The sequence below is a fragment of the Photorhabdus bodei genome, assembly GCF_003287735.1.
GTDB classification, from domain to species: Bacteria; Pseudomonadota; Gammaproteobacteria; order Enterobacterales; family Enterobacteriaceae; genus Photorhabdus; species Photorhabdus kayaii.
Genome location: NZ_NSCM01000046.1, coordinates 13994 through 36802 on the forward strand (window position 1 = coordinate 13994; position 22809 = coordinate 36802).

Genomic DNA, 22809 nt, shown 5'->3' on the forward strand with positions numbered 1-22809 from the left:
AACGATTGCGGACATAATTGCGAACATAATAGTAGTTTTGGGCCGGAAAACTCAGTGAGTCTTCTTGGCTTCTTTGCTTGCTGCCTTCTGGTGTGAGTGTTGTTTAGGTGCGGTTTTACCAGATTTCTTCTCTGCTTTGGTATTTTTCATATGAGAAGAAGTCGCCTTGGTATTCGAAGATTGGGGTACGGATGTGCTAGGTGCAGCTAAGACCGCGCCAGAGAATAACAGTGATAATACAGTTATAGATAAGCCTAAACGTGTCATGATAATTTTCCTGTGTTTTAACTTTGTTTCACTTGCTGGAATACATTTTGAGCGACTAAGTAAGCTACTTGCTATTCCAGATCTGTCTTAACGCCCAGATTTGCCTTTAGTGCATCCAGATTTGCCTTTAGTGCATAGTGAGTATACGGGCTTGATCATTAATTCAGCAATTTAAGATAATGCATTTTTATAGGTTTTTATAATTCGTTGAAGAATCGTTGAAGTTTTGGGCATAATTTGCCAGATAACAGAGAGCATTTATTTAAAGCGGTGGGTTTTCTATTGACATGTATACTCCGGGTTTTATGTGTTGTTCGTATTCACTGTTCATTCATAAGCAGGTTTGCACAAGCTGTAATTAATTATTATTGTTCACACTGTTTATATTATAGCTTATAGGTCCTATCCTATAAGAGATAATAATATTTTATAAGACTTTGGGTATATATTGGATTGGGTTGTAGACTATATAATAATAATAATCGTAATTCAATTGCAGAAGGAAATAGTTATCTCTAAAGCGTTACACCTGTAGTAATTAATTAATATAAGTATAATCTAGTGGAATTATCATATGATAATATTGTTTTTTATTTAGATAGATTAGAGAGAAATATTATTACAACTAATTTCTATGTCTTTTGTGGACAATGGTGAAAACTACACTATTATGAAATTGGTGCATTGAAATAATTAATGCCGATATATACCCTATGGATTTCAAGATGCATCGCGACGGCAAGGGAGCGACAAACTATGTGACCGGGGGTGAGTGCAGCCAACAAAGAGGCAACTTGAAAGATAAAGGGTATACATCACAGTCTATAATAACAGATTGAACATATTAATGCTCTATTAGGGAAAAACTTATACCGTTCATGATGAAAAGGTAATGAGGTGTCATGATAACTCATTGGCTATAGTCATAAAAATAATGTTAACCAAGTGGAGATATATGTATGTCTAAATATAAATTAAACCGGTATTTATTAGCGAGCTCTATATTATATTTTTTCACATCAGGAAATATTATCGCCGCCAATCCTAAAATATCTGCATATTATCTGAGTGGGCCTGTTGCGTCGGTTGATACTCAAGAATATTATGCCAGTCTTGATAACTTTAAAAAATTGAGTAGAGATATCTCTAAGAACAAGAGTAACTTTAATATGCTGGTATTGTCTTTTGTCCAGCCTAGTTTTGTTAACTATGAGAAAAACAGTCTGAAATGTTCAGGATTGTTTGGTTATACCTGTACTTCTGGTCAAATCATTAGCACCACGGAAGCTGAAAATGCCAGGGCTGATTTTGTGGCATTAAAAAGAGCTATTGCTGATTTAAAATCTCATGGAGTGAGTACTTATATTGCTATAGGTGGATGGAATTTTAGTTGTTATCCGAAAATTTATGATATAACTGCCGGCAAAAAAGATGCTTGTGGTAATGAACCCGGTGCAGTTTATGATATTTTCCCCAATCCACTGACTAAAATTCCTCGATTTGACAGTACTATTACGGGTAAAGCCGCAGATAAGGCATATAGAAATATTGTTAATTTGGCGGCCGATTTAGGTGTGGCCGGGATTGATGTGGATTATGAAGAGTTTTGGCACGCTGATATTAATGCAAAAAGCTGGAAATTAACACCAGACTCAATCAAGGTTCCCTCTAATAACAGTGAAAATCTTATTACATCAACTTTAATAGCAAAGGGATTAGGCGGTTATGTTTATGATTCATCAATGAATATTGTTCCTGGTGCAGAAAAAATTCCCCGCGCGATGCCTGCAACCGTGGATAAATTCGCCGCTATTTTAAAGTCTTTTTACACTTCGATTAATGCGGTTAAACCATCACTTAAGCTAAGTACCGCAGGTCCTGCAACGGGAGGTATCCCGAATATGTCCGCTAACTGGGGAACCAATGCGAGGAATAGTGATATTTATGGTGGTGCCTGGTGGGGAGGAAATCTCTATGGTTTGATTTATAATACCGCTCTGAGTTATCCCAATCTGATCAACCGACTCAGCTATATTGGTGTAATGACCTATGATTTAAGTGAAACAGATTGTGGAGTTATCGGCGGAGGTGAAACATATATTCCTTGTGACCTTCCTGGACAGGTTAAGTATTATTATGGTCAATATATTAATTGGCTTAAATCGGGCAATGAAGTTGTTACTTTCCATGTCAAACTGAAAGGCGCGCGTAATTACGCCCAGGCATCGGTTCAACCTCAAAAATTATTGGTTTTGCCGCCGATTACGGTTGGATTTGAAGTTGGTAGACCTGCAACCGGGAATTTACCGCTGACGAAGAGCGCTCTCAACAGCATATTAGATGGTACGATCAAATATGGTAAAACGGGCCTCATTATGTGGGATCTATTTAAGAATGAACGTTATGACGGTAGTAACTGGAAAGATGAGTGGGCAACACCTAATGATGTTTTGTCTACGGCTTGCAAAAAAATAGGGCTGACAGGAGAGCATTATAATTGTGATAGTTCTGTCCCGACACCTGATTCTGTTCCGGCTTTTACCAACAAAAATCATTGACGTTGATATACCCTATGGATTTCAAGATGCATCGCGACGGCAAGGGAGAGAATCCCCGGGAGCATAGATAACGATGTGACCGGGGTGAGCAAGTGCAGCCAATAAAGAGGCAACTTGAAAGATAACGGATATATTTCATATTTAATTCTGCGAGTATGTGGATTTCCTTTAAAGGCGACCCGCATTATTAAAATGGTGGAACTTATCGGAAATGCTAAATTTTCAAAGTTGATAGATACTGCCCCGCAATGTACCGCGGGGCAACGGGTAAAATTATGGGTTTCTTGATGCTGTATCGTTTTCATCCTCACTGACGATAAACCATGGGGTGTACAGTTTCTCTCGCAAATATTTCTTAGCGGTGATGACCTTGTATTCCCGTCCCAATGGATCATAAAGATGGGTATCGGCAAACAGATCATCTCGTGCGCTGTCATCACTAACATAGCGCCAGTCATTCAGAAAATAGGGTTGATAGGTACGCACAGGTTGGCCTTTGTCGTCGTATTCTGTGCGGCCAGAAACAGCCCATCGGGTGTCTGTAGTGGCACTGACCAGAACGCCATTTGCATCCACAACCAGCCCACCGTCCTCTTTACGTTGCCAGGCATCACCGGGCTCATGACGGGCTGAACTCTGGAGTAACCGGCCAAAACCGTCACTAAAACTCACCATCTGTTGGTGCTGCTGTTGCGGATCGTTATCGTAGCGGTCAGTGGTGATCCCCAGTACATGTGGAGGTAAACGGGGAATACTTGCCAATAGCGAGATGAGTTGAATCGTTAGGTTCTGATGGACTATTCCCCGTTTCCCGCCTAGCGCACACACTTTCCCATCTTCGGTAACCATATGAGCGGCACGCAGTTGCGCCCATAGCGCTTCTGCTTCTTCTGGTGACTGAGAAAGCTGAGACAAAGATAACAGCGGCATCCAGCTATCAACGGCATAGACTAAACATTGGGCAACGGGGAGTACTCCTGTTAACGCTAGCGCTTTATCTACGGAGTCCGGTGGTGTAAAGGGCTGTTTGGAGTAGCCTGTGGCCTGCCCGGCCTCTGTACCCCAGAACCGGCTGGTGGTCACGCGACCTAGTGCATCTAATGTCACAATATGTTGATTATCATTAATATCTGTCAGTTGTACTGGCGTAAGAAAACGATAATCGTAATGGGCTTGCGTCGTTAATCCAGCGGCATCCTGAGTCTGAATTATTACACAACGATGGGTATCCCAGGTCAGTGTGGTTTTCCCTGTCAGCAACGAGTTACGCTGAGTTTGAGGCCGCCAGAACTGTGTGGCATCACCGTAATCGGTATAGCCTTGCCGTGCCACCCATACCGGGCTTTCTGATCCAGTATTAAATAACCGCGCGACTTGCTGATAACCGGCTTGTATCAGTGTGGTATGCAACGCCTGTTCTTCAATCACGCCCTCATACGCCTGTAATGAGGCATCGTCCATCATGGCGGTTTCTTGGAACGCGACCAGTGCTTGTAACGTGGGCTTTTCTAGAGTGACTTCCGCTTGACCGGCGGTGTAAAACGTCTGTTGTTGCCCCAGATAAACGGCCGCTTTTTCATCTGCTAGCAGGCCATCGGCTTTCAGCAAGACTTCAAGAGAGATCCCTTCGGCCGGAATTTTGGTCCGGTCATAAGTATAAACATCACGGCGTTGTGCATTTGGTAAACCTAATCGCCAGTTTTCTCCGTCAGTCAGGTGATGCCAGCTATTTTTTTGCCTCACCAGACGTAATTGTTGTTGCTGATCATCATAGCTACTGTCGAATAGTGTTTCCGGCAGGGTTGGCGGGTAGGGGTTTTCTGCCGGTTTTTCGCGGCGTGGCCAGGCAATATCGACACTTTGCAGTGATTGACCAAAGATATCGTGTTGCAGTCGGATACTCTGGCTGAGCTGTGGATCACTGATGATACGTTCATAGTGGTAGCTGCGATTTTCAATGGCAGTCACCCAGGCAGATAATTCGGTTTCTTTCTCTACGGGAATAGAGCGTACCTGATAGCGTGATTCACTGACGGTATAAGGCACCGTTTGACTGTCCGTTCCGTCCAGACCGTAGAGCTCGGTGCGTAGCAGTTGGCCTTTAAGTGCCCGCGTTAGCCAGTTACGTTGTGTCTCATTGGGGGTGAATGCTTGATCTGTCTGGTTAGTGTTGTCCCAGATGGTATAACGGGTTTCAAATCCGCTATAAGCCTGAGTATCTGCCTGCCAATATTCCGTGGCTAATTGGCTGTCTACTTTATCTATCCCGGTGGCAAACCAGCTAATGCTCAATGACGGTGCGGCTTGTTCGGGGGCGGTGCCGTGAGAAAATGTTGTGGTATCTGTCTGTTTGATACAACCAAATCCTCTGAATTCTCGCTCTTTACCATCCCAGACACCGTGGCTGTAGCTGACTTCACTCGTAAGCCGGTTACCGCTGATTTCGTCCTGAATTTCGGTATGCCACAGCAGATGCATTGGAAACGGCAGGTAACAAGCCGGGGATTTGCCTGCTTTGGTGAGTTGTAATTTCTCATCCAACCAGAATTGCGCGGAGCTACGATAATGTAGAGTATGATGTGCACCCCGGTTATTGTTCATCACATTTAGCAACCAAGGTTTGGTTAGCGACAAATCACAACGCCAGTGATGTGGCGCCATATGTGGCACTGTCAGGATCAGACTGGCTATCCCCAGCCCTTGAATATCGGCGACTTGGAGTTGGCAAGTGTTGTCGAATTGTACGCCTTCTGGCAAAGCTAACGTCAGCGGGGCATCAAATTGATTACCACTTTGGTTGAGATAAATGAGCAAAGAGCCGGATTGCGCATAGATAATGTCAGTGGTGCCGGAGCCGTCGATATCCGCCAAAAACAGCCGTTCGGGATTGAAGCTAGTTTCGGGCTGGCTAAATCCTGGCAGGGTCAGTGGTTGACCGAAACGGCCATGTCCCAGATTCGGCCAACAGGTAACACGATTAGCTCTAATTTCCACCAGATGTTGTTGACCGGAACCGAGCATATCGCTGAAAGCCACCAGTTTGCGGGCGTCGGTTCCAGTAACGGGCAGAGTGATACCTGTGGATTGGGGGACATCTTGTCCTTTACGCCAGCCGTTTCGCTGGTTGGCGTACAGACGCACGCTTTTCGGCCCGATTAACACTAAATCGGATAAGCCTGCCCCGGTAAGGTCAGCGAATTGGACGCTTGGATGAAAATATTCCACTGGCAAGGCGTTGATTGGCGTAAAGTGCGTCCATTTTCCATCGGGTTGCTGGCTATGGTATCCGCGAATACCGGAGGCGGTGACTACCCAATCCAGTTGGCCGTCTCCGTTGATATCCATCAATGAGGCATTATCCTGCAAACTGGGTAGGGTAGGCAGTGGGGCGATTTTGCCGTAAGTGATGGCATTACTGTCTCCGTCTTCCTGACGTTGCGGCGCTTTATACCACCAAGCGCCGCGCTCTTGGTACAGCATACCCGGCAACCCTTCTCCCCGCAGATCAACCAATTGATAACGTTGCTGCGAGTTAAAATTATCTAATGCATCAAAGCGTTGCCATGTTGGCATCTTCTCTAGGTCGAACCGCTGCCAGGCCAACTCTAATGGTGGCAGAGTGATTGGGCTGCCGTCCGGTTCGTGACTCAATTGGCGGGCGGCAATCAATGTAGTGACGCTGGCATCTCTATCGTAATCCAGTATTAGGCGTCCAACCAGTTCCGGGGCGTCATTGGTACCGGCTTCTCCGGCCATTAGCGCGGTACGGTGAAACATCAGTACTTGTTGACATAAGCGGCGAGTACGCACTTCAAAACCGTATTCATAGCGAGAGAAGATATCCCGGCGTACAGGCCATTGTGCTGTACCTGCATCCCATTTCGGCACGGCATGAAGTGAAGTATCGCGTTCACCGTGGTCAAAGACCAGATGAAACAGCCACTTTTCCGGTGTCGGAAGTGTGTTATCCAGTACGAACAGGCTGGCTTGTGGTTTGATGTTACCGTAGTTCACCTGTACCAGATAGCGCTGTGCGGTTGCATTGGGATGAGCGGTTTTTTCATTGTCGTCACAATGGGCTTCATCTTCGGCCCGGTATTGATAGCTGACATGTTCACCGGTTGGTGTCACGGTTTCTTCCAGCAACCACTGGGCGATTTGTTGATCATTTTGCGGATTTGCCAGACAAGCCTGTGCGGTTTTCCCTAAGATGTGCAGTTGGCCGTCCGATGACGATATCAACCAAAAAGCGCGTCCTTCTTGACCGGAGGCAGGTTGCCAGTATTCGATTTTACTGAAATCCACGATCTGGCGGGCTTGATAGCGGGTCACGGTATAGGAGATTGGCAAGGTCACGCCTTGCAGCGTCTTAACGTCTTGACGGATATCTGGCTGCCCTTGGTCATTCATGGCAATATTCATGACTTCGCCTTGTGAGGATAAGAACGTGTCGTCATTACCGTATTGTGGAATGCCATGTTGGGTGCGTCGGCTAATAGTCATGACGCCACATTGCCAGCCGATACCGAAAGGCCCGTTACCTGCACTGCTGCTGTAAATCAGCGATAATCCAGGCGCAGTTCCTCTGCCGGTCGAAAGGGGCAACGGCAGAGATAGAGTGGCCATTCCATCAGGGCCGGCAGCACTTAGCGCTTCTCCCATGCCATTGATAGCACCGCCACCTTTGGGAAGTGATAGCGTTGTAATCGATACTTCTGGTGAATCCTGCATAAAGTACTCCTTACAACAGGCCCCTAATAGGGAGGGACCTGTGATCGACAAAGAAAAAAAATTTATGCGTCTCGAATGATGTAATTCAGATGCACAATGATGTCACTCAGATTGGCAACTAGCGCGTTTTGATAACCAGCGTCAAGCAGGGGCTGTTCAGATATACCTGATAAAAATGATATTTTACTTTGCATAACAGTCACCATTACATGGCTTAGAATTAGAACATCTTGGAAGGTTAGTTTCGAAAATCGAGCTAGCTTTCTTGGTGTAACAATTCATAAATATTCCTTTTGTTTCTGTTTGTTTATTGCTGGTTCAATTCAGGTAATACAAAGATAAACAAAACGACCAGTATGAGAAATTTCATCCAAGGTGCTGATAGCAAAAGTGTTATAAAAATGAAAAATAATTTATGATGATGGGTTAGTTCATCATCTATCTTAGGTATTTAGAATCATTTTCACTATTTGGTAAGAGTTGTTAACTGATGGAGGCATGACTTTATAGCGTGAAAGCTTATTATGTTAAGCTTAATTTTTATTAATGTAGGAATAAAAAATTAATTTAATCATAGTGGTAAAGAAACCCCGTAACAGTTTCAGCCTGAAAATAATCAGACTTGAATTGATCGGGGCATTTCTGGTCTTTTGCCGGGTGACGGCTCCTCGTCCTATCGGCATAGGTATCTACACAACTTTCGTCAAAAATGGTATTGATATTCAGTATGCTTTCAATTTTTCTATCGTCAGAACAGATAAATAACGGATAGCTTCATGTTCATTGATACCCACTGCCATTTTGATTTCCCTCCGTTTCGTGATGATGAACAGCAGAGCTTGCAACGGGCGGCACAGGTTGGCGTGGGTAGAATTATTGTCCCCGCTATTAGTAGCGCAAATTTGCAACAGGTATCTGAATTGGCTTGTTCTTATCCTGAGATTTATGCTGCATTGGGTTTGCATCCTCTTTATATCGATCAACATCAGGAAGCGCATCTTGCGGATCTGGAACAATTTCTAAAACAGAAACACGAAAAGTTGGTGGCGGTTGGGGAGATTGGGCTCGATCTCTATATGACTGAACCCCAATTTGAAAAACAGAAAGTGTTATTGGGCACTCAATTACGGTTAGCAAAACAGTATGAATTACCGGTTATCCTTCATTCCCGAAAAAGCCATGATCAACTGGCAGCGATCCTAAGAAGAATCAACCTTCCCCGTACCGGTGTAGTACACGGATTTGCGGGTAGCTTATCGCAGGCGGAGGCTTTTATCGGTTTGGGATATTACCTTGGGGTAGGGGGAACCATTACTTATGAAAGAGCGCAGAAAACACGTCGCGTAATGGCTGAACTCCCGTTAACGTCTCTGGTGCTGGAAACCGATGCTCCGGATATGCCACTTTTCGGTTTTCAGGGAGAACCTAACCGGCCGGAAAAAATTGCCGGAGTGTTTGCTTCGTTATGTGAGCTTCGTCGCGAAGCTCCAGATGAGATTGCTAACCAACTTTATCATAACAGTATTGAGTTATTTGGATTAGCTATATGATTTACAGAGTGATTTTAACTACTATTGGCAAAGATGCAGTTAACTGAAACTGGATAAATCGATGATGGATTAAGATGCAAAGCTCTAAGGGTATAATATTTGCAATTAATTTTCGTTGAAAAATCCTTTATAAATTCATCCGTGTCAATTAAATCACCTTTAATTTCGCTCGATAGTTTGCTCAAAAAGTCCACCAAATATTGGGCATTCAATTGTGCGATCTTCTTACCCTCTGTGGTATTCATTTTTTCGGGCAGTTTAAATAACTTTGTCTGAAAGTGATCGATTGCATAGGATTTGTCATCCAAGGGGCGATTAAGTGCAAAGGGATCATCATGGTGAAAAAGTCCCTGACCGAGCATACCTGCTATATAAAATACTCTGGCGAGTCCAATGGCTCCTAATGCATCCAATCGGTCTGCGTCTTGGAGTATTTTAGCTTCTATTGTTTCTGGGGGTAAGGCTGCGCTATAGCTGTGGGTTATAATTGCGTGTTTTACCGCATCATAAAGTTCTTTTGGGAACTCTGGAAATTCAATAGATAGAATTTTTACAGCTTCCTGTGCTGCAAGTTTTGAGGACTGTTTTTTTTCTGGATGATTCTTTGGTAATGACACGATGTCATGTAAGTAACTTGAGGCAATGATAACTAAAGGCTCACCTCCTTCTTTCTCCATGATTCTTTTCGCATTATTTGCAACACGGATCAGATGCCCAATATCATGAGCATTATCATTAGAGTTTGCGAGTCGATGTTTTAAAAACGCTCTCAAGCACTCTTCTAGAATATTGGCTTTCATTATTTTCACTTACTTAAGGGTATAATAGGTCTTCTGTCTTGACTCTGAGCATAATAATGCTTGTCCATTTTATATAGAAGAAAAATAACTAAATATTAGTATTTAAGGTGTTAATGGAAGTTTATTAACCGTTGTAGGCCGGATATTATAGAGTTAATTATTCTTATCCGATTGTTTAATTATTATTCGAAAATAAACTGTTATACCTTATGGATTTCAAGATGGATCGCGACACAATGGAGCGAATCCCCGGGAGCACAGATAACGATGTGACCGGAGTGAGTTTAATTACGCTTACCTGATAATTATTTCTTAATTGTTGATTATTTTGCCATTCCGAGATTAGATGATCTATTGAAGATTATTTCTGCAAATTTGTGTGATTTACATCACATTTATCATTTTTTTATTGCTTTTTTCAGTAGATATTTGTGATGTCAATAGCTTGTTCATTCCGATGACTGAGTATAATCAGCGCCGACTCAGCGTCAGTGAACGATTTACGTTCAACTGACATATTTAATTTATTATTAAGTGAACAGGGATTCTTCCAATGCAACTCTTTATGAGCCTGGTCGGGATGGTAGTGCTGATCTTGATCGCAGTACTCTTTTCCAGTAATTATCGCGCTATTAAACTTCGTACTGTCCTTGGTGCCTTTTTGATTCAGATCGTTATCGGTGCTTTTGTACTTTATGTTCCCGCAGGTAAGAAAATATTAATGGGTATGTCTGAGGGAGTTTCTAGTGTTATCCAGTTTGGTCAACAAGGAATGGATTTTATTTTTGGTGGATTAGTTTCCCCCAAAATGTTTGAACTGTTTGGGGGCGGGGGATTTGTTTTCGCCCTGCGTGTACTGCCTATTATTGTTTTCTTCTCTTCATTGATTGCTGTGTTGTACTACATTGGTGTTATGCAGCTAGTTATCAAAGTATTGGGTGGTGGTCTGCAAAAGATTCTCGGAACTTCACGTACGGAATCTTTGTCTGCGACAGCGAATATTTTCGTGGGTCAAACTGAGGCACCACTGGTTGTTCGCCCTTATATTGCGACTATGACCCAATCTGAACTGTTTGCGGTTATGTGCGGTGGTCTGGCATCCGTTGCAGGTTCGGTACTGGCCGGTTATGCATCAATGGGCGTACCTTTGGAATATCTGATTGCGGCTTCCTTTATGGCGGCACCAGGTGGCCTTTTATTCGCGAAATTGATGGTGCCTGAAACTGAAAAGCCACGCGATACTGTTGATGCGATGTCACTGGTCGCTGAAGAGGAACGTCCTGCTAACATTATTGATGCAGCCGCCTCTGGTGCTGCTTCTGGTATGCAATTAGCGTTGAACGTCGGTGCGATGTTATTGGCGTTTGTTGCCCTTATTGCATTGTTAAACGGTATTCTCGGTGGAATCGGTGGTTGGTTTAATTATCCACAACTTTCTCTTGAACTGGTGTTGGGTTGGGTCTTCGCGCCAATTGCTTACCTGATTGGTATTCCGTGGAATGAAGCAACGGTAGCAGGTTCTTTCATCGGTCAAAAAATAGTTGTGAACGAATTTGTTGCCTTTATGAACTTCGGTGCCTATTTGAAACCAGATGATGTGGTTGCGGCTGCTGGCTTGCAGGTTCTGTCAGATCATACTAAAGCAATTATCTCCTTCGCATTGTGTGGTTTCGCTAACCTTTCTTCCGTTGCTATCCTGCTAGGTGGTCTGGGCGGTATGGCACCGAACCGCCGCGGAGATGTTGCTCGTTTGGGGATGAAAGCCATTATCGCGGGCACACTATCCAACTTAATGAGTGCAACTATCGCAGGCTTCTTCCTGGCTCTGTAACGTTGTTGAAATTAGGCAGGTGGGATAATCCCGCCTGCAATCTATTTTCCTACCGGTTTATCTTTAATTCGTGGTGAAAAAGCAGCGTCTTCCATACTTCTTGTTTACTAGACGTGAGTTATATTTTTTGTCGTGTATTATTTGGTGATAAGCAAGTTGGATTTACTGGTAAATCCTATGATAAATATAGTTTTATGTGATAAAAATCACGTTTGAAATTATTGTCTTGCAAATTACATGTAATTAGTGTGATTTTTGGCACAATTTTTTGAACGTTGAAATGTTCAAATATAAGATATGCCAAATTTCAAGGATCAAGGCGTGGCTCGCATTAAGGACCATAAGCCGAAGAGAGCATAGTGCGGTGAAAAGGAATTCAATTGTCGCTGTAGGCATATCATCGCGGCATCTTTAAGGATCAAGCCCGCTCGCCAACAAACAATCGTTTAACAGCATGTGTGGCTCTAGCAGAAGCTAGCCGCGATAATAACGTTGGAGAGTTTTATGACCGATTTAACCGCAGCAGCGCAACGTGCGCTGAGTTTGATGGATTTAACGACACTCAATGATAATGATACAGATGAAAAAGTGACGGCACTTTGTCATCTGGCGAAAAGCTCGGCAGGTAATACCGCGGCTATCTGTATCTACCCTCGTTTTATTCCTCTGGCGCGTAAAGTGTTACGTGAACAGGGCACGCCTGAAATCCGTATTGCAACAGTGACAAACTTCCCACACGGTAATGATGATATTGACATCGCTTTAGCTGAAACCCGTGCAGCCATTGCTTATGGCGCTGATGAGGTTGACGTGGTTTTTCCGTATCGGGCATTGATGGCCGGTAATGAACAAGTCGGTTTTGATATGGTAAAAGCGTGTAAAGCCGCCTGTGCAGAAGTGGATGTGCTGCTAAAAGTTATTATTGAAACCGGTGAACTGAAAGAGGCATCTCTGATTCGTAAGGCATCTGAAATTTCAATCAACGCCGGTGCTGATTTTATCAAAACGTCTACGGGTAAAGTGCCGGTTAATGCCACACTGGCAAGTGCTGAAATCATGATGAAGGTGATTCATGAGATGGGCGTGGGTGAAACGGTTGGTTTCAAACCGGCTGGTGGCGTGCGTACCGCTGAAGAGGCTGAGCAATATCTGGCATTAGCTGATCATATCATGGGTGACAAATGGGCTGATGCCCGTCATTTTCGTTTTGGAGCTTCCAGCTTGTTGGGCAGTTTGCTAAGCACTCTGGGGCATCAGAATCAAGAGCAAAGCAGCAATTATTGATAATCGAGTACCGCATCAATCAGTACGGTAGCCACTGAATCTTTGCCGATTTTAATCATGATTAGGAGAATGCTTTGTTTCTGACACAGGAAATTATCCGTAAAAAGCGTGATGGGCATCCACTGAATGAAGAAGAGATCCGCTTCTTCGTTAATGGCGTGCGTGACAATACCGTTTCCGAGGGACAAATTGCTGCGCTGGCGATGGCTATCCACTTCCAGGACATGGTGATGGAAGAACGTGTCGCCCTGACGTTGGCTATGCGTGACTCCGGGACAGTGTTGAATTGGCAAAGCCTGAATTTGAACGGCCCGATTGTGGATAAGCATTCAACCGGTGGGGTTGGTGATGTGACTTCGCTAATGCTTGGTCCGATGGTGGCGGCCTGTGGTGGTTATGTGCCGATGATTTCCGGCCGTGGTTTAGGTCATGCCGGCGGGACGCTGGACAAGCTGGAAGCGATTCCGGGGTTAGATATTTTTCCTGATGAGCGGCGTTTTCGTGACATTATTCAGGATGTTGGTGTGGCGATTATCGGTCAGACCCATTCGCTGGCACCGGCAGACAAACGCTTCTATGCAACTCGTGATATTACCGCGACGGTGGATTCTATTCCCTTGATTACCGCCTCTATCCTTGGCAAAAAACTGGCTGAGGGTTTGGACGCACTGGTAATGGATGTCAAAGTGGGTTCTGGTGCGTTTATGTCAACGTATGAAGCGTCGCAGCAACTGGCGGAATCGATTGTTAGCGTGGCTAATGGCGTGGGTTGTAAAACTACCGCGTTGTTGACGGATATGAATCAGGTTCTGGCATCCAGTGCGGGTAATGCGCTTGAAGTTCGTGAAGCTGTTCGCTTTCTGACGGGGGAAAAGCGCAATCCACGTTTACTCGAAGTTACAATGGCACTGTGTGTTGAAATGCTGGTATCCGGCCATTTGGCAACAGACCGTGAAGATGCACGCAATAGACTCCAGTCTGTCTTAGATAACGGTAAAGCAGCCGAAATTTTTGGTCGCATGGTCGCTGCACAACAAGGTCCGACGGATTTTGTTGAGCGTTATGACAGTTACTTGCCAACTGCTGCTTTCAGCAAACCCATATTGGCTGAACAGCATGGATTTATTACGCATATGGATACCCGTGCTATAGGGATGTCTGTAGTTTCCCTTGGGGGAGGGCGCCGTAAGGCAATAGATCGCATTGATTATAGTGTGGGGCTGAGCAATATCGTTGCTCTGGGCTCAGAAGTTAATGTAGGTACACCCTTAGCTATTATTCATGCCAACAATGAGAATGAATGGCAGGAAGCGGCAGAGGCAGTACGTAAAGCTATCGTTCTGGGTACAGAAGCCAAACCAGCCTCACCGATGGTTTATCGCCAAATTGGCGAATAATAACCATACTTATTATTAGATAATGGTGGCATTTTCGCATTGTTATACCCTATGGATTTCAAGATGCATCGCGACGGCAAGGGAGCGAATCCCCGGGAGCATAGGTAACTATGTGACCGGGGTGAGCGAGTGCAGCCAACAAAGAGGCAACTTGAAAGATAACGGATATAGCGTGATTTGACGCAGGAGAAAATTATGAAACGAACATTCATCATGGTATTGGATTCTTTTGGCATTGGTGCCAGTGAAGATGCCGAAAAATTTGGTGATAAAGGATCTAACACCTTGGGGCACATTGCCGAAGCGTGTGCCCGTGGTGATGCTGATGTCGGTCGCAAAGGGCCTCTGTATTTGCCGAACTTAAGCCGTTTAGGCTTGGGGAAAGCGACTGAGGAGTCCTGTGGAACTTTCCCTGTCGGTTTGGATAAAGACGCGGACATTATGGGTGCTTACGCTTACGCCAGTGAACTCTCTTCCGGTAAAGATACACCGTCAGGTCACTGGGAAATTGCCGGTGTCCCGGTGCTGTTTGACTGGGGTTACTTCAAAGATGAAGAGAACAGCTTTCCGCAGGCATTGTTGGATAAACTGGTAGAACGCGCAAATCTGCCAGGTTATCTCGGTAACTGCCACTCTTCTGGTACGGTTATTCTGGATAAGTTGGGTGAAGAACATATGAAAACGGGTAAACCGATTTTCTATACCTCTGCTGACTCGGTATTCCAGATTGCTTGCCATGAAGAGACTTTCGGTTTAGATCGCCTGTATGAACTGTGTGAAATCGCCCGTGAAGAGTTGACTGATGGCGGTTACAACATTGGCCGGGTTATTGCGCGCCCATTTGTTGGAGACAAGGCGGGTAATTTCCAGCGTACCGGTAATCGTCATGACTTAGCTGTAGAGCCGCCTGCTCCTACCATGCTGAAAAAATTAGTCGATGAGAAAAATGGCGAAGTTGTTTCTATCGGTAAAATTGCCGACATCTATGCGAATGTCGGCATTACGCAAAAAGTAAAAGCGACCGGCATTGATGCACTGTTTGATGCAACGCTGGTGGAAATGGAAAAAGCGGGTGACAACACCATCGTATTCACTAACTTTGTCGATTTCGACTCTTCTTATGGTCATCGTCGTGATGTTCCGGGTTATGCGGCGGCATTGGAACTGTTTGACCGTCGTCTGCCTGAAATGCTGAAACGGGTGAAAGATGATGACATTTTAATCCTGACCGCCGACCACGGTTGTGACCCAACGTGGTCTGGTACTGACCACACTCGTGAGCACATTCCGGTGCTGATTTATGGACCAAAAGTACAACCTGGTTCATTGGGGCATCGTGAAACTTTTGCTGATATTGGACAGACAGTCGCTGAATATTTTGAACTGTCGCCAATGGAATATGGCAAATCAATGCTCTGAACCTACTTACTGGCTGCTTTTGGGCAGCCATGTATGACTAAAATAACCATTAAATAAAAAAATAAGGAATTTAATTATGGCCACGCCTCATATTAATGCTGAGATGGGTGATTTTGCAGACGTTGTTCTGATGCCTGGCGATCCATTACGTGCGAAATATATTGCTGAAACTTTTCTGGAAAATGCGCGGCAGGTAAACGATGTACGCGGTATGTTGGGGTTTACCGGTACTTATAAAGGCCGCCCGATTTCTGTGATGGGCCATGGTATGGGTATCCCATCCTGCTCTATCTATGCGAAAGAGCTGATCACTGATTTTGGTGCTAAAGTCCTTATCCGTGTCGGTTCCTGTGGTTCAGTACGTCAAGATGTTCAATTGCGTGACGTAATTATTGGCATGGGGGCATGTACTGATTCCAAAGTTAACCGTATACGTTTTAAAGATCACGATTTTGCGGCAATTGCTGATTTCGATCTGGTCCGTAACGCTGTTGATGCGGCTAAAGCAAAAAACATCAATGTGCGTGTAGGTAACATCTTCTCGGTGGAGCTGTTCTATACCCCTGATCCACAACTGTTCGATGTAATGGAACAATATGGCATTCTGGGCGTAGAAATGGAAGCTGCGGGTTTTTACGGTGTCGCGGCTGAATATGGCGCAAAAGCACTGACTATCTGTACCGTTTCTGACCACATCCGTACTCATGAAAAACTGACCGCCGAAGAACGCCAGACGACTTTTAATGAAATGATTGAAATCGCCCTGGAATCCGTTCTGTTGGGTGATAAATAATTCTGGTTCTACATTTGCTGTTGATTGCATAAAAAGAGCCGCTTTTTATTTAAATGCCAGCCAGTTAAAAAAATTGGCTGGCATTGCTCTTTTATTGAGCTGATTTTTCCAACGCCTGAGCTAAATCAGCGATGAGATCCTCTGCATCCTCTATACCCACAGAAATACGTACCAACTGTGGTGTGATCCCAGAAGCAAGGCGTTTTTCTAATGGAATGGACGCGTGAGTCATACTAAATGGTTGGCTGATCAGACTCTCCACCCCGCCCAGACTTTCTGCCAATGTAAATAGTTTTAGCTCTTGAATTAACCGGCGGGCATAATCATCATCACCTTTTAAGTGAACAGAAATCATACCGCCAAAACCATTCATTTGACGTTTCGCCAATTCATGCTGTGGGTGGGAGGCGAGGCCGGGATAGAAGACGGTTTCGATCTGAGGCTGTTGCTCCAGCCAATGTGCGATCTTTGATGCACTGTCAATGTGGCGTTGCATACGCAGGGCAAGTGTCCGCATTCCGCGCAGCACCAGGAAACTACTAAATGGATCGAGTACACCACCTATAGAGTTTTGCAGAAAACCAAGTTTTTCTGCTAGTTCTGCATTTTTTCCGACAACTGCCAGCCCGGCGATCACATCAGAGTGGCCGTTTAAATATTTAGTAGCGGAGTGCACGACGATATCAAATCCCAAATCAAGTGGGCGCTGGAGATATGGTGAGGCGAAAGTGTTATCTGCCACACTAATAATACCGTGCCGTTGCGCTATTTGTGCGATAGCCGCCAGATCAGCCAATTTCAGTAACGGATTGGTGGGTGTCTCCACCCAAATCATTTTTGTGTCGGGACGAATAGCTGCTTCAAGGCCGGTAATGTCATTGGCTTCCACGTAAGTGACACGCAAACCGGCGGTGCGGCTACGCACTTTTTCGAGTAGCCGATAGGTGCCGCCGTACAGATCATCGACTGCCACCAAATGGCTATCCTTATCCAAGAGTTCTAGCACCGTGGAACTGGCAGCCAGCCCTGAACTAAAAGCGTAGCCTCGGCTACCGTTTTCCAGTTCGGCTATCGCGCTTTCCAGAGCATCACGTGTCGGATTGCCACTGCGGGAATATTCATAACCCGAGTGTTGGCCGGGGGCGGATTGGGCGTAAGTCGAAGTGGCATAAATTGCCGGCATTACCGCGCCAGTGTGATCCGGTGTATAGCCGGCGTGAACAGTTTTAGTATCGAACTTGGTCATAAAGTCATTCCTAAAAATCAATTAAGTTGCTGACGCCATGCGTTCAGCACATCTGTGCGAGTTACCAGCCCAAGAAAATGGTCATTATCGACAATCAACGCCACATGTCCGGCGTCGAAAGTTGCCATCAATTGTTGCAAAGAAGCGTTTTTATCCAGCGTTATCACCTGATGAGTCATGGCGTGGCTAACGGGCAGGCTAAAATTGCGTGGATCAGCCTGCACGGTGTGCATCAAATCCCACTCATCGATAATGCCAACGACTTGTTCTCCTTTCAGCACCGGTAATTGCGAAATTTCATATAATCGCATGCGGGTATGCGCGGTTTTCAACGTATCTTCTGGCGATATAAAAACCGTAGCGCCATCCTGATAGCGGTAAGTAATATAATCGCTGAGATCATGCTGTAGCACACGCGATTGGAACCCCTGTTCTAGCATCCAATAATCGTTAAACATTTTTGACAGATACTTGTTTCCGCTGTCACACGCTAACGTAACCACACGTTTTGGAGTGGTTTGCGCTCGGCAATAGCGCAGTGCGGCGGCGAGTAAGGTTCCGCTGGAAGAACCCGCCAGCACACCTTCCTTTAGCAACAGATCACGGGCACTGGAGAAAGCTTCTGCATCACTGACACGATATGCGTGGTGCACTCGACTAAAATTGCCCAGAGGAGGGACAAAATCTTCGCCAATACCTTCCACTTGCCAACTCCCGGCCTCACCATATTTGCCGTGTTCGATATAGTCCACCAAGATAGAACCATTTGGATCTGCCAGAACAAACTCAGTTTCCGGCGAAACTTGAGCGAAATAGTGGCTCAAGCCGCCAAGCGTGCCACCGGACCCGACGCCAATCACCACTGCATCGACATTGTGGTCCATTTGCTGCCAGATTTCCGGTCCGGTAGTGGTAGTGTGTGCTGCCGAGTTAGCCGGATTATTGAACTGATCGATGTAATAAGCGCCGGGGATCTCTTGCGCCAGACGTAGGGCATAATCTTGATAGTACTCTGGATGACCTTTGCTGACATCAGAACGAGTAAGACGTACATCGGTACCTAGTGCACGCAGATGAAACACCTTCTCTCGGCTCATCTTATCTGGAACAACCAGAATCAATTTATAGCCTTTCAAAGCGGCGACTAGCGCCAATCCGATGCCGGTATTACCGGCAGTGGCTTCGATAATCGTCCCACCAGATTGAAGTAGCCCCTGTTCTTCCGCCTGCTCGATCATGGAAAGAGCAACGCGATCTTTAATAGAGCCACCGGGATTTTGATTCTCCAGCTTAATAAATAATTGACATTGACCGGTATTCAGATGCGTTAACTCCAGCAACGGGGTATTGCCAATCATATCGAGAACAGAGCGTGATGTGGTCATATCATATCCAGATAATCCGTTGTATTCAGATAGTTATGGAGGATAACGCTGTATATGTATTTGTTTGAAAGAATGAATAGCAACCATATATAGCCAAAAGGAATATATTAGTTTTATTTTAGATGTGAAGAAGTATAGACGTTTAGATTTCCTGATTTATTAAAGTGTGAGGTAAATAAAATCATTTAATTTACTGTCAGGAGCTAATCGGAATAAAAACGATGATTTTTGGAATAATAAAGTGGTTCACTTTTCAGACCGTTGACAAATCCCGCTATTTTCAATGAGGTTTGTTAACGGTCTGAGTTGCTTCAAAACTCTGTTAACTCTCATCTAATGTAGGAGTACCTCGACGATCTGAAAAATGTTATTTACACGGGAATTCTTCACCTAAAGCCCTTATTGATAACACGGCAAGACGCGTATTCTGACTAATTTCTTCTTTATGCTTAATAGCGTAATCATCACATACTCTCCATATATTGTTCCTTCCACAAAAAATCTTAGCTTAATCACCGGTTGTTTGCCACACTGTCTATTATTGTTTCAGATATTCCTTTAGTCATATAGTATTCATCTGTCAGTTCACCATTTATAAATAGTGAGCTAGTTCTGATGCCAGAAAAAATAAAACCTGATGACAAATACAGCTTTATTGCCAATGTGTTTTTTATTGCAACGGTTAATTCAAGTCTACTAATTCCATTTTTTCGTGACCAATCTTGCGCTTTGTTGAGTAGGGTTCTTGCTATGCCTTTATTTCTATATTCTTTTTTTACTCCAATAACAATAGAACCCAGATGCCTGTTCCTATTAAACATCCCTCTAGATATAACAATAAATCCAACAATGTTTTTGCTATCTTCGCATATTAACATTTGCCTGTCTTTTCCGAATCCTTTTATTATATCCGTCTGTTCTTCAACACTTGTTTTTCTTTCTTCAGGCTCAAGCAACATAAATTCCGATGTGTTATCCAAATCATTAAAAAAAACAATGAGATTGTTTGCGTCTTCTACGTTAACTTCTCTAAAAATAAAGATTTCTTTTTCCATAGCGAGTACCATATTAATGAGATTAGCGTATACAATAAATAAGATTCCAAAATAGTGCTACATCTTATGCCACCCATAATTCTATGTATAACAATGGGTTGAATAAGGCTATGTGTAGCAGAATTATGAAACGTTATTTATATTACTGCATACAAAAGTCAATAATATTTCGAATGATGTCGGGCTAATCAATGTAGAGGTGACCACAAGTACGGTGATAATGGGAATCACCTTAAGATATACAGATTTTGAATTTGGTGATTTGCTCCTTATTCTGTTAATAATAGATACGGCAATCAAGTCAAAGAATATGACTAATGCACAAGTTATTGTATCTATTGTTTCTGTTAACGTATTGAATACCATCAAACTGATTAATGGTGAGAAGGTTGAAAAGATAATAAGGTAAAATAAGTTGGTACCTATTGCTATATTTAAAAAATTGTTTTCATCACTTCTGTAATTTGAAGCCAATGAAATAACAGCAGAAAAGCCCGTAACAAATAGGTAATTCATAACCCCCATGTAAACAAATAATTTTGATAATTCTATGTTTGAAATTAATGTCGATACAAACCTTATTAAAATAGACATCAATATCACTAATGATGTAGATGTTAAAGCCTCATTTATTCCTATATTCACAATATCCTTAATGTAAGGTAAGTCAACTTTTTTCCATTTTATAAATTTTATTAATGGGATTGAAGATGAGATGGCCATATATACCCTTGAGATACTGATAGTAAGAGCAATGGAAGATATTGATCTTCCAGATTTAAAGATAACTCTTGTGTATATTAGGATTCCAGAGGGAAATAAGAAAAATAAGGAAATACTGGCTTCAATAGTTGATGTTAATATTCATAACAAAACGATTTTCATCAATGGACATTCACTTGTAAAGAGTCAGGCAGCCCTTGAGGAAAAATGCAAATTTATGAAAAAAATATCAAAACTTTATAATGATTTTTTTTATTTGTTTGATAATGTTGAAGAAGTTATTCTGAGTCGATATCACTCAGATAGAATTTCCAGGATCATCGGTAATCAGAAAATAGATAATATTGAGTATGCTTTGGAAGATGAAAATTTAGTGAATAGAGTATGTAACCTGATTGAAACAGTTTTGCCCTATTACTTGGCACCTAAACAGAATAGCCAGTATGAGCATATTTATTTTCAAACGAGGGGAGATGACTTATTGTATTTTGTATCACCATGCAATTCACCTAATCAAACTATTGCAAAAGAGAACTTAATTTACAATATTCTGACGATGGATAAAGAGGGTAAACAGATAAATGCTATGGAACAAAATATTACATCTATTTTCCTACGTTCTTTTACCAATGATATATTAATGTTAATGGAAGTCAGTAAAAGCTCTTTATTTGAGAAAATAGCTAAGATATATATTGAAAACTAGGTGTAAATTAAAATATTTTCTCCGAAAAATTGGAAGGATTACATCGGCGGCACCTTGTGTGGAGGATTATTCAATAGATCGAGGATTAGATTATTATCTTCTAGCGATAAGATGATTTTAGAGTTTTCTTCAATTACTTTCTGAGCCTTTTTACTTACTATTTGTATTAATAAAACTGGTCATGTTTGGTATTAAAAACAGATGCTGTGGTTTTTACCACATTTTTAATTTATGAACTTATACGTAGGTTTAACTTTTTTCTACTACATTTTGTTTTTCCATTAAAACACACTTGGTTGAATATTTAAATATTATATCTTGATTTCATAATAGTTAATGTGTGAGTATGTATTTAACGGGGAGAGATTTAAAAATGACAGTTATTCACATAGTTTATATGGTTTTTCTGTTTTCTGTGATCTTCATTTAATTAAGGAAAAAATATAATGAGTTCTTTTCAAAAGAATTTTTACCATTATCAGATAACGTACTGAAAATATTAGTGTTTGTACATCCGTGAACTGATTCAAAACATTTAATAGGATTAACCGGATTTTAAAAATGATTTAAAAAATGTGCTTTGATCTTAATACCATTATTTGATCTATTACCTTCTTTGGTTTTAAACCTGAAAAATCAAATGCATGAAAAGGAAAAACGAGCAAAATGAATGCCAATTTAATGAAAATGGGGAGGATAAATAGGGGTTATAAAACGTAAATACCATTTATTAAATCTTTTCTAGCGATTGTAAAATCCTTTTTATCGGTGATCAATCAGCTAAGGGGTAAAAACAGGTATTCCATTAATGCCAGATTTTTAAAAGGTACAGAGGACTAAAAACGGCCTATTTACGGCCATAATCATTTGAAAATACGAGTGCGGATATACCAGTAATCATTGAAGGTGCTTGATTTTTCCCAAAATAAGGATCATTGTACCAGTCATGAAAATATTCATTACCGATGAACAAAAAGCCGAACTCGAACACCTCCATCACACCTGTCGTGATAAGAGGGAGTGTGATCGCATAAAAGCGGTTCTGCTGGCCTCTGAGGGCTGGA

18 protein-coding genes and 1 pseudogene are annotated in these 22809 nt (G+C 42.9%); 11 read left to right on the plus strand and 8 right to left on the minus strand.

All coding sequences use genetic code 11. The features are described from left to right. Positions 1-51: 51 nt before the first annotated feature. Positions 52-267 carry a hypothetical protein gene (locus CKY02_RS19020; protein WP_112896500.1) on the minus strand — a complete coding sequence of 72 codons (216 nt, stop codon included), beginning with the start codon at positions 265-267 and terminating at the stop codon, positions 52-54. Between the two features lie 959 nt (positions 268-1226). Here CKY02_RS19020 and CKY02_RS19025 point away from each other — a divergent pair. Further along, positions 1227-2825: a glycosyl hydrolase family 18 protein gene (locus CKY02_RS19025; protein WP_112896501.1), complete on the plus strand. Its 1599-nt coding sequence runs from the start codon at positions 1227-1229 to the stop codon at positions 2823-2825. Between the two features lie 273 nt (positions 2826-3098). Here the strand turns inward: CKY02_RS19025 and tcaC are convergent, their stop codons facing one another. Next, positions 3099-7556, minus strand: coding sequence for an insecticidal toxin complex protein TcaC (tcaC, locus tag CKY02_RS19030; protein WP_112896502.1), 4458 nt, complete (start codon positions 7554-7556; stop codon positions 3099-3101). Between the two features lie 627 nt (positions 7557-8183). Between tcaC and CKY02_RS24930 the strand changes: the two genes are divergently transcribed. Next, entirely contained in the window at positions 8184-8321 is a 138-nt protein-coding gene (locus CKY02_RS24930) for a hypothetical protein (RefSeq protein ID WP_162120602.1), read from the plus strand. Positions 8322-8332: 11 nt separating this feature from the next. Beyond that, on the plus strand, positions 8333-9106 hold the full coding sequence (locus tag CKY02_RS19040) for a TatD family hydrolase (protein ID WP_112896504.1): 774 nt from the start codon (positions 8333-8335) through the stop codon (positions 9104-9106). Between the two features lie 14 nt (positions 9107-9120). Here the strand turns inward: CKY02_RS19040 and CKY02_RS19045 are convergent, their stop codons facing one another. After that, positions 9121-9906: a phosphohydrolase gene (locus CKY02_RS19045; RefSeq protein ID WP_240002092.1), complete on the minus strand. Its 786-nt coding sequence runs from the start codon at positions 9904-9906 to the stop codon at positions 9121-9123. Positions 9907-10471: 565 nt separating this feature from the next. Here CKY02_RS19045 and CKY02_RS19050 point away from each other — a divergent pair. The 6 genes from CKY02_RS19050 to deoD all read left to right on the plus strand — a co-directional run bounded on the left by CKY02_RS19050 (position 10472) and on the right by deoD (position 16630). Then, positions 10472-11737: a NupC/NupG family nucleoside CNT transporter gene (locus tag CKY02_RS19050; protein WP_193493174.1), complete on the plus strand. Its 1266-nt coding sequence runs from the start codon at positions 10472-10474 to the stop codon at positions 11735-11737. Between the two features lie 504 nt (positions 11738-12241). Beyond that, a complete protein-coding gene (gene deoC / locus CKY02_RS19055) occupies positions 12242-13021 on the plus strand; it encodes a deoxyribose-phosphate aldolase (protein ID WP_112896506.1) in 780 nt (259 codons plus the stop codon). A 74-nt stretch (positions 13022-13095) separates the two neighbouring features. Next, a complete protein-coding gene (deoA, locus tag CKY02_RS19060) occupies positions 13096-14418 on the plus strand; it encodes a thymidine phosphorylase (RefSeq protein WP_112896507.1) in 1323 nt (440 codons plus the stop codon). A gap of 25 nt (positions 14419-14443) precedes the next feature. Next, entirely contained in the window at positions 14444-14599 is a 156-nt protein-coding gene (locus CKY02_RS24935) for a hypothetical protein (protein WP_162120604.1), read from the plus strand. A gap of 14 nt (positions 14600-14613) precedes the next feature. After that, entirely contained in the window at positions 14614-15837 is a 1224-nt protein-coding gene (gene deoB / locus CKY02_RS19065) for a phosphopentomutase (protein WP_112896508.1), read from the plus strand. 76 nt (positions 15838-15913) lie between these two features. After that, positions 15914-16630 (plus strand): purine-nucleoside phosphorylase, encoded by a 717-nt coding sequence (gene deoD / locus CKY02_RS19070; RefSeq protein WP_112896509.1) that lies wholly within the window; start codon positions 15914-15916, stop codon positions 16628-16630. A gap of 91 nt (positions 16631-16721) precedes the next feature. Here deoD and CKY02_RS19075 read toward each other — a convergent pair whose 3' ends face one another. The 4 genes from CKY02_RS19075 to CKY02_RS24110 all read right to left on the minus strand — a co-directional run bounded on the left by CKY02_RS19075 (position 16722) and on the right by CKY02_RS24110 (position 21039). Next, on the minus strand, positions 16722-17876 hold the full coding sequence (locus CKY02_RS19075) for a trans-sulfuration enzyme family protein (protein ID WP_112896510.1): 1155 nt from the start codon (positions 17874-17876) through the stop codon (positions 16722-16724). A 17-nt stretch (positions 17877-17893) separates the two neighbouring features. Further along, on the minus strand, positions 17894-19261 hold the full coding sequence (locus CKY02_RS19080; RefSeq protein ID WP_112896511.1) for a pyridoxal-phosphate dependent enzyme: 1368 nt from the start codon (positions 19259-19261) through the stop codon (positions 17894-17896). A gap of 512 nt (positions 19262-19773) precedes the next feature. Then, positions 19774-20316 carry a GNAT family N-acetyltransferase gene (locus CKY02_RS19085; protein WP_162120606.1) on the minus strand — a complete coding sequence of 181 codons (543 nt, stop codon included), beginning with the start codon at positions 20314-20316 and terminating at the stop codon, positions 19774-19776. Positions 20317-20439: 123 nt separating this feature from the next. Beyond that, positions 20440-21039: a hypothetical protein gene (locus CKY02_RS24110; protein WP_146747477.1), complete on the minus strand. Its 600-nt coding sequence runs from the start codon at positions 21037-21039 to the stop codon at positions 20440-20442. Between the two features lie 31 nt (positions 21040-21070). On the opposite strand from CKY02_RS24110, the gene CKY02_RS19095 reads away from it, so the two are divergent. Next, positions 21071-21745 (plus strand): hypothetical protein, encoded by a 675-nt coding sequence (locus CKY02_RS19095; RefSeq protein ID WP_146747478.1) that lies wholly within the window; start codon positions 21071-21073, stop codon positions 21743-21745. 38 nt (positions 21746-21783) lie between these two features. Here CKY02_RS19095 and CKY02_RS26775 read toward each other — a convergent pair whose 3' ends face one another. Then, on the minus strand, positions 21784-21912 hold the full coding sequence (locus tag CKY02_RS26775; protein WP_112896517.1) for a type II toxin -antitoxin system TacA 1-like antitoxin: 129 nt from the start codon (positions 21910-21912) through the stop codon (positions 21784-21786). Positions 21913-22691: 779 nt separating this feature from the next. On the opposite strand from CKY02_RS26775, the pseudogene CKY02_RS19105 reads away from it, so the two are divergent. Further along, positions 22692-22809 (plus strand): annotated as a pseudogene (locus tag CKY02_RS19105) (IS630 family transposase); the annotation flags it as partial.

Coding starts and splice junctions, on each gene's coding strand:
- CKY02_RS19025 (WP_112896501.1), top strand. CDS start 1,227: ATGTCTAAATATAAATTAAACCGGTATTTATTAGCGAGCTCTATATTA.
- CKY02_RS19095 (WP_146747478.1), top strand. CDS start 21,071: ATGGAAGATATTGATCTTCCAGATTTAAAGATAACTCTTGTGTATATT.
- CKY02_RS19085 (WP_162120606.1), bottom strand. CDS start 20,316: ATGGAAAAAGAAATCTTTATTTTTAGAGAAGTTAACGTAGAAGACGCA.
- tcaC (WP_112896502.1), bottom strand. CDS start 7,556: ATGCAGGATTCACCAGAAGTATCGATTACAACGCTATCACTTCCCAAA.
- deoD (WP_112896509.1), top strand. CDS start 15,914: ATGGCCACGCCTCATATTAATGCTGAGATGGGTGATTTTGCAGACGTT.
- CKY02_RS19040 (WP_112896504.1), top strand. CDS start 8,333: ATGTTCATTGATACCCACTGCCATTTTGATTTCCCTCCGTTTCGTGAT.
- CKY02_RS19020 (WP_112896500.1), bottom strand. CDS start 267: ATGACACGTTTAGGCTTATCTATAACTGTATTATCACTGTTATTCTCT.
- CKY02_RS19050 (WP_193493174.1), top strand. CDS start 10,472: ATGAGCCTGGTCGGGATGGTAGTGCTGATCTTGATCGCAGTACTCTTT.
- CKY02_RS19045 (WP_240002092.1), bottom strand. CDS start 9,906: ATGAAAGCCAATATTCTAGAAGAGTGCTTGAGAGCGTTTTTAAAACAT.
- CKY02_RS19080 (WP_112896511.1), bottom strand. CDS start 19,261: ATGACCACATCACGCTCTGTTCTCGATATGATTGGCAATACCCCGTTG.
- CKY02_RS24110 (WP_146747477.1), bottom strand. CDS start 21,039: ATGGCCATCTCATCTTCAATCCCATTAATAAAATTTATAAAATGGAAA.
- CKY02_RS19075 (WP_112896510.1), bottom strand. CDS start 17,876: ATGACCAAGTTCGATACTAAAACTGTTCACGCCGGCTATACACCGGAT.
- deoB (WP_112896508.1), top strand. CDS start 14,614: ATGAAACGAACATTCATCATGGTATTGGATTCTTTTGGCATTGGTGCC.
- deoC (WP_112896506.1), top strand. CDS start 12,242: ATGACCGATTTAACCGCAGCAGCGCAACGTGCGCTGAGTTTGATGGAT.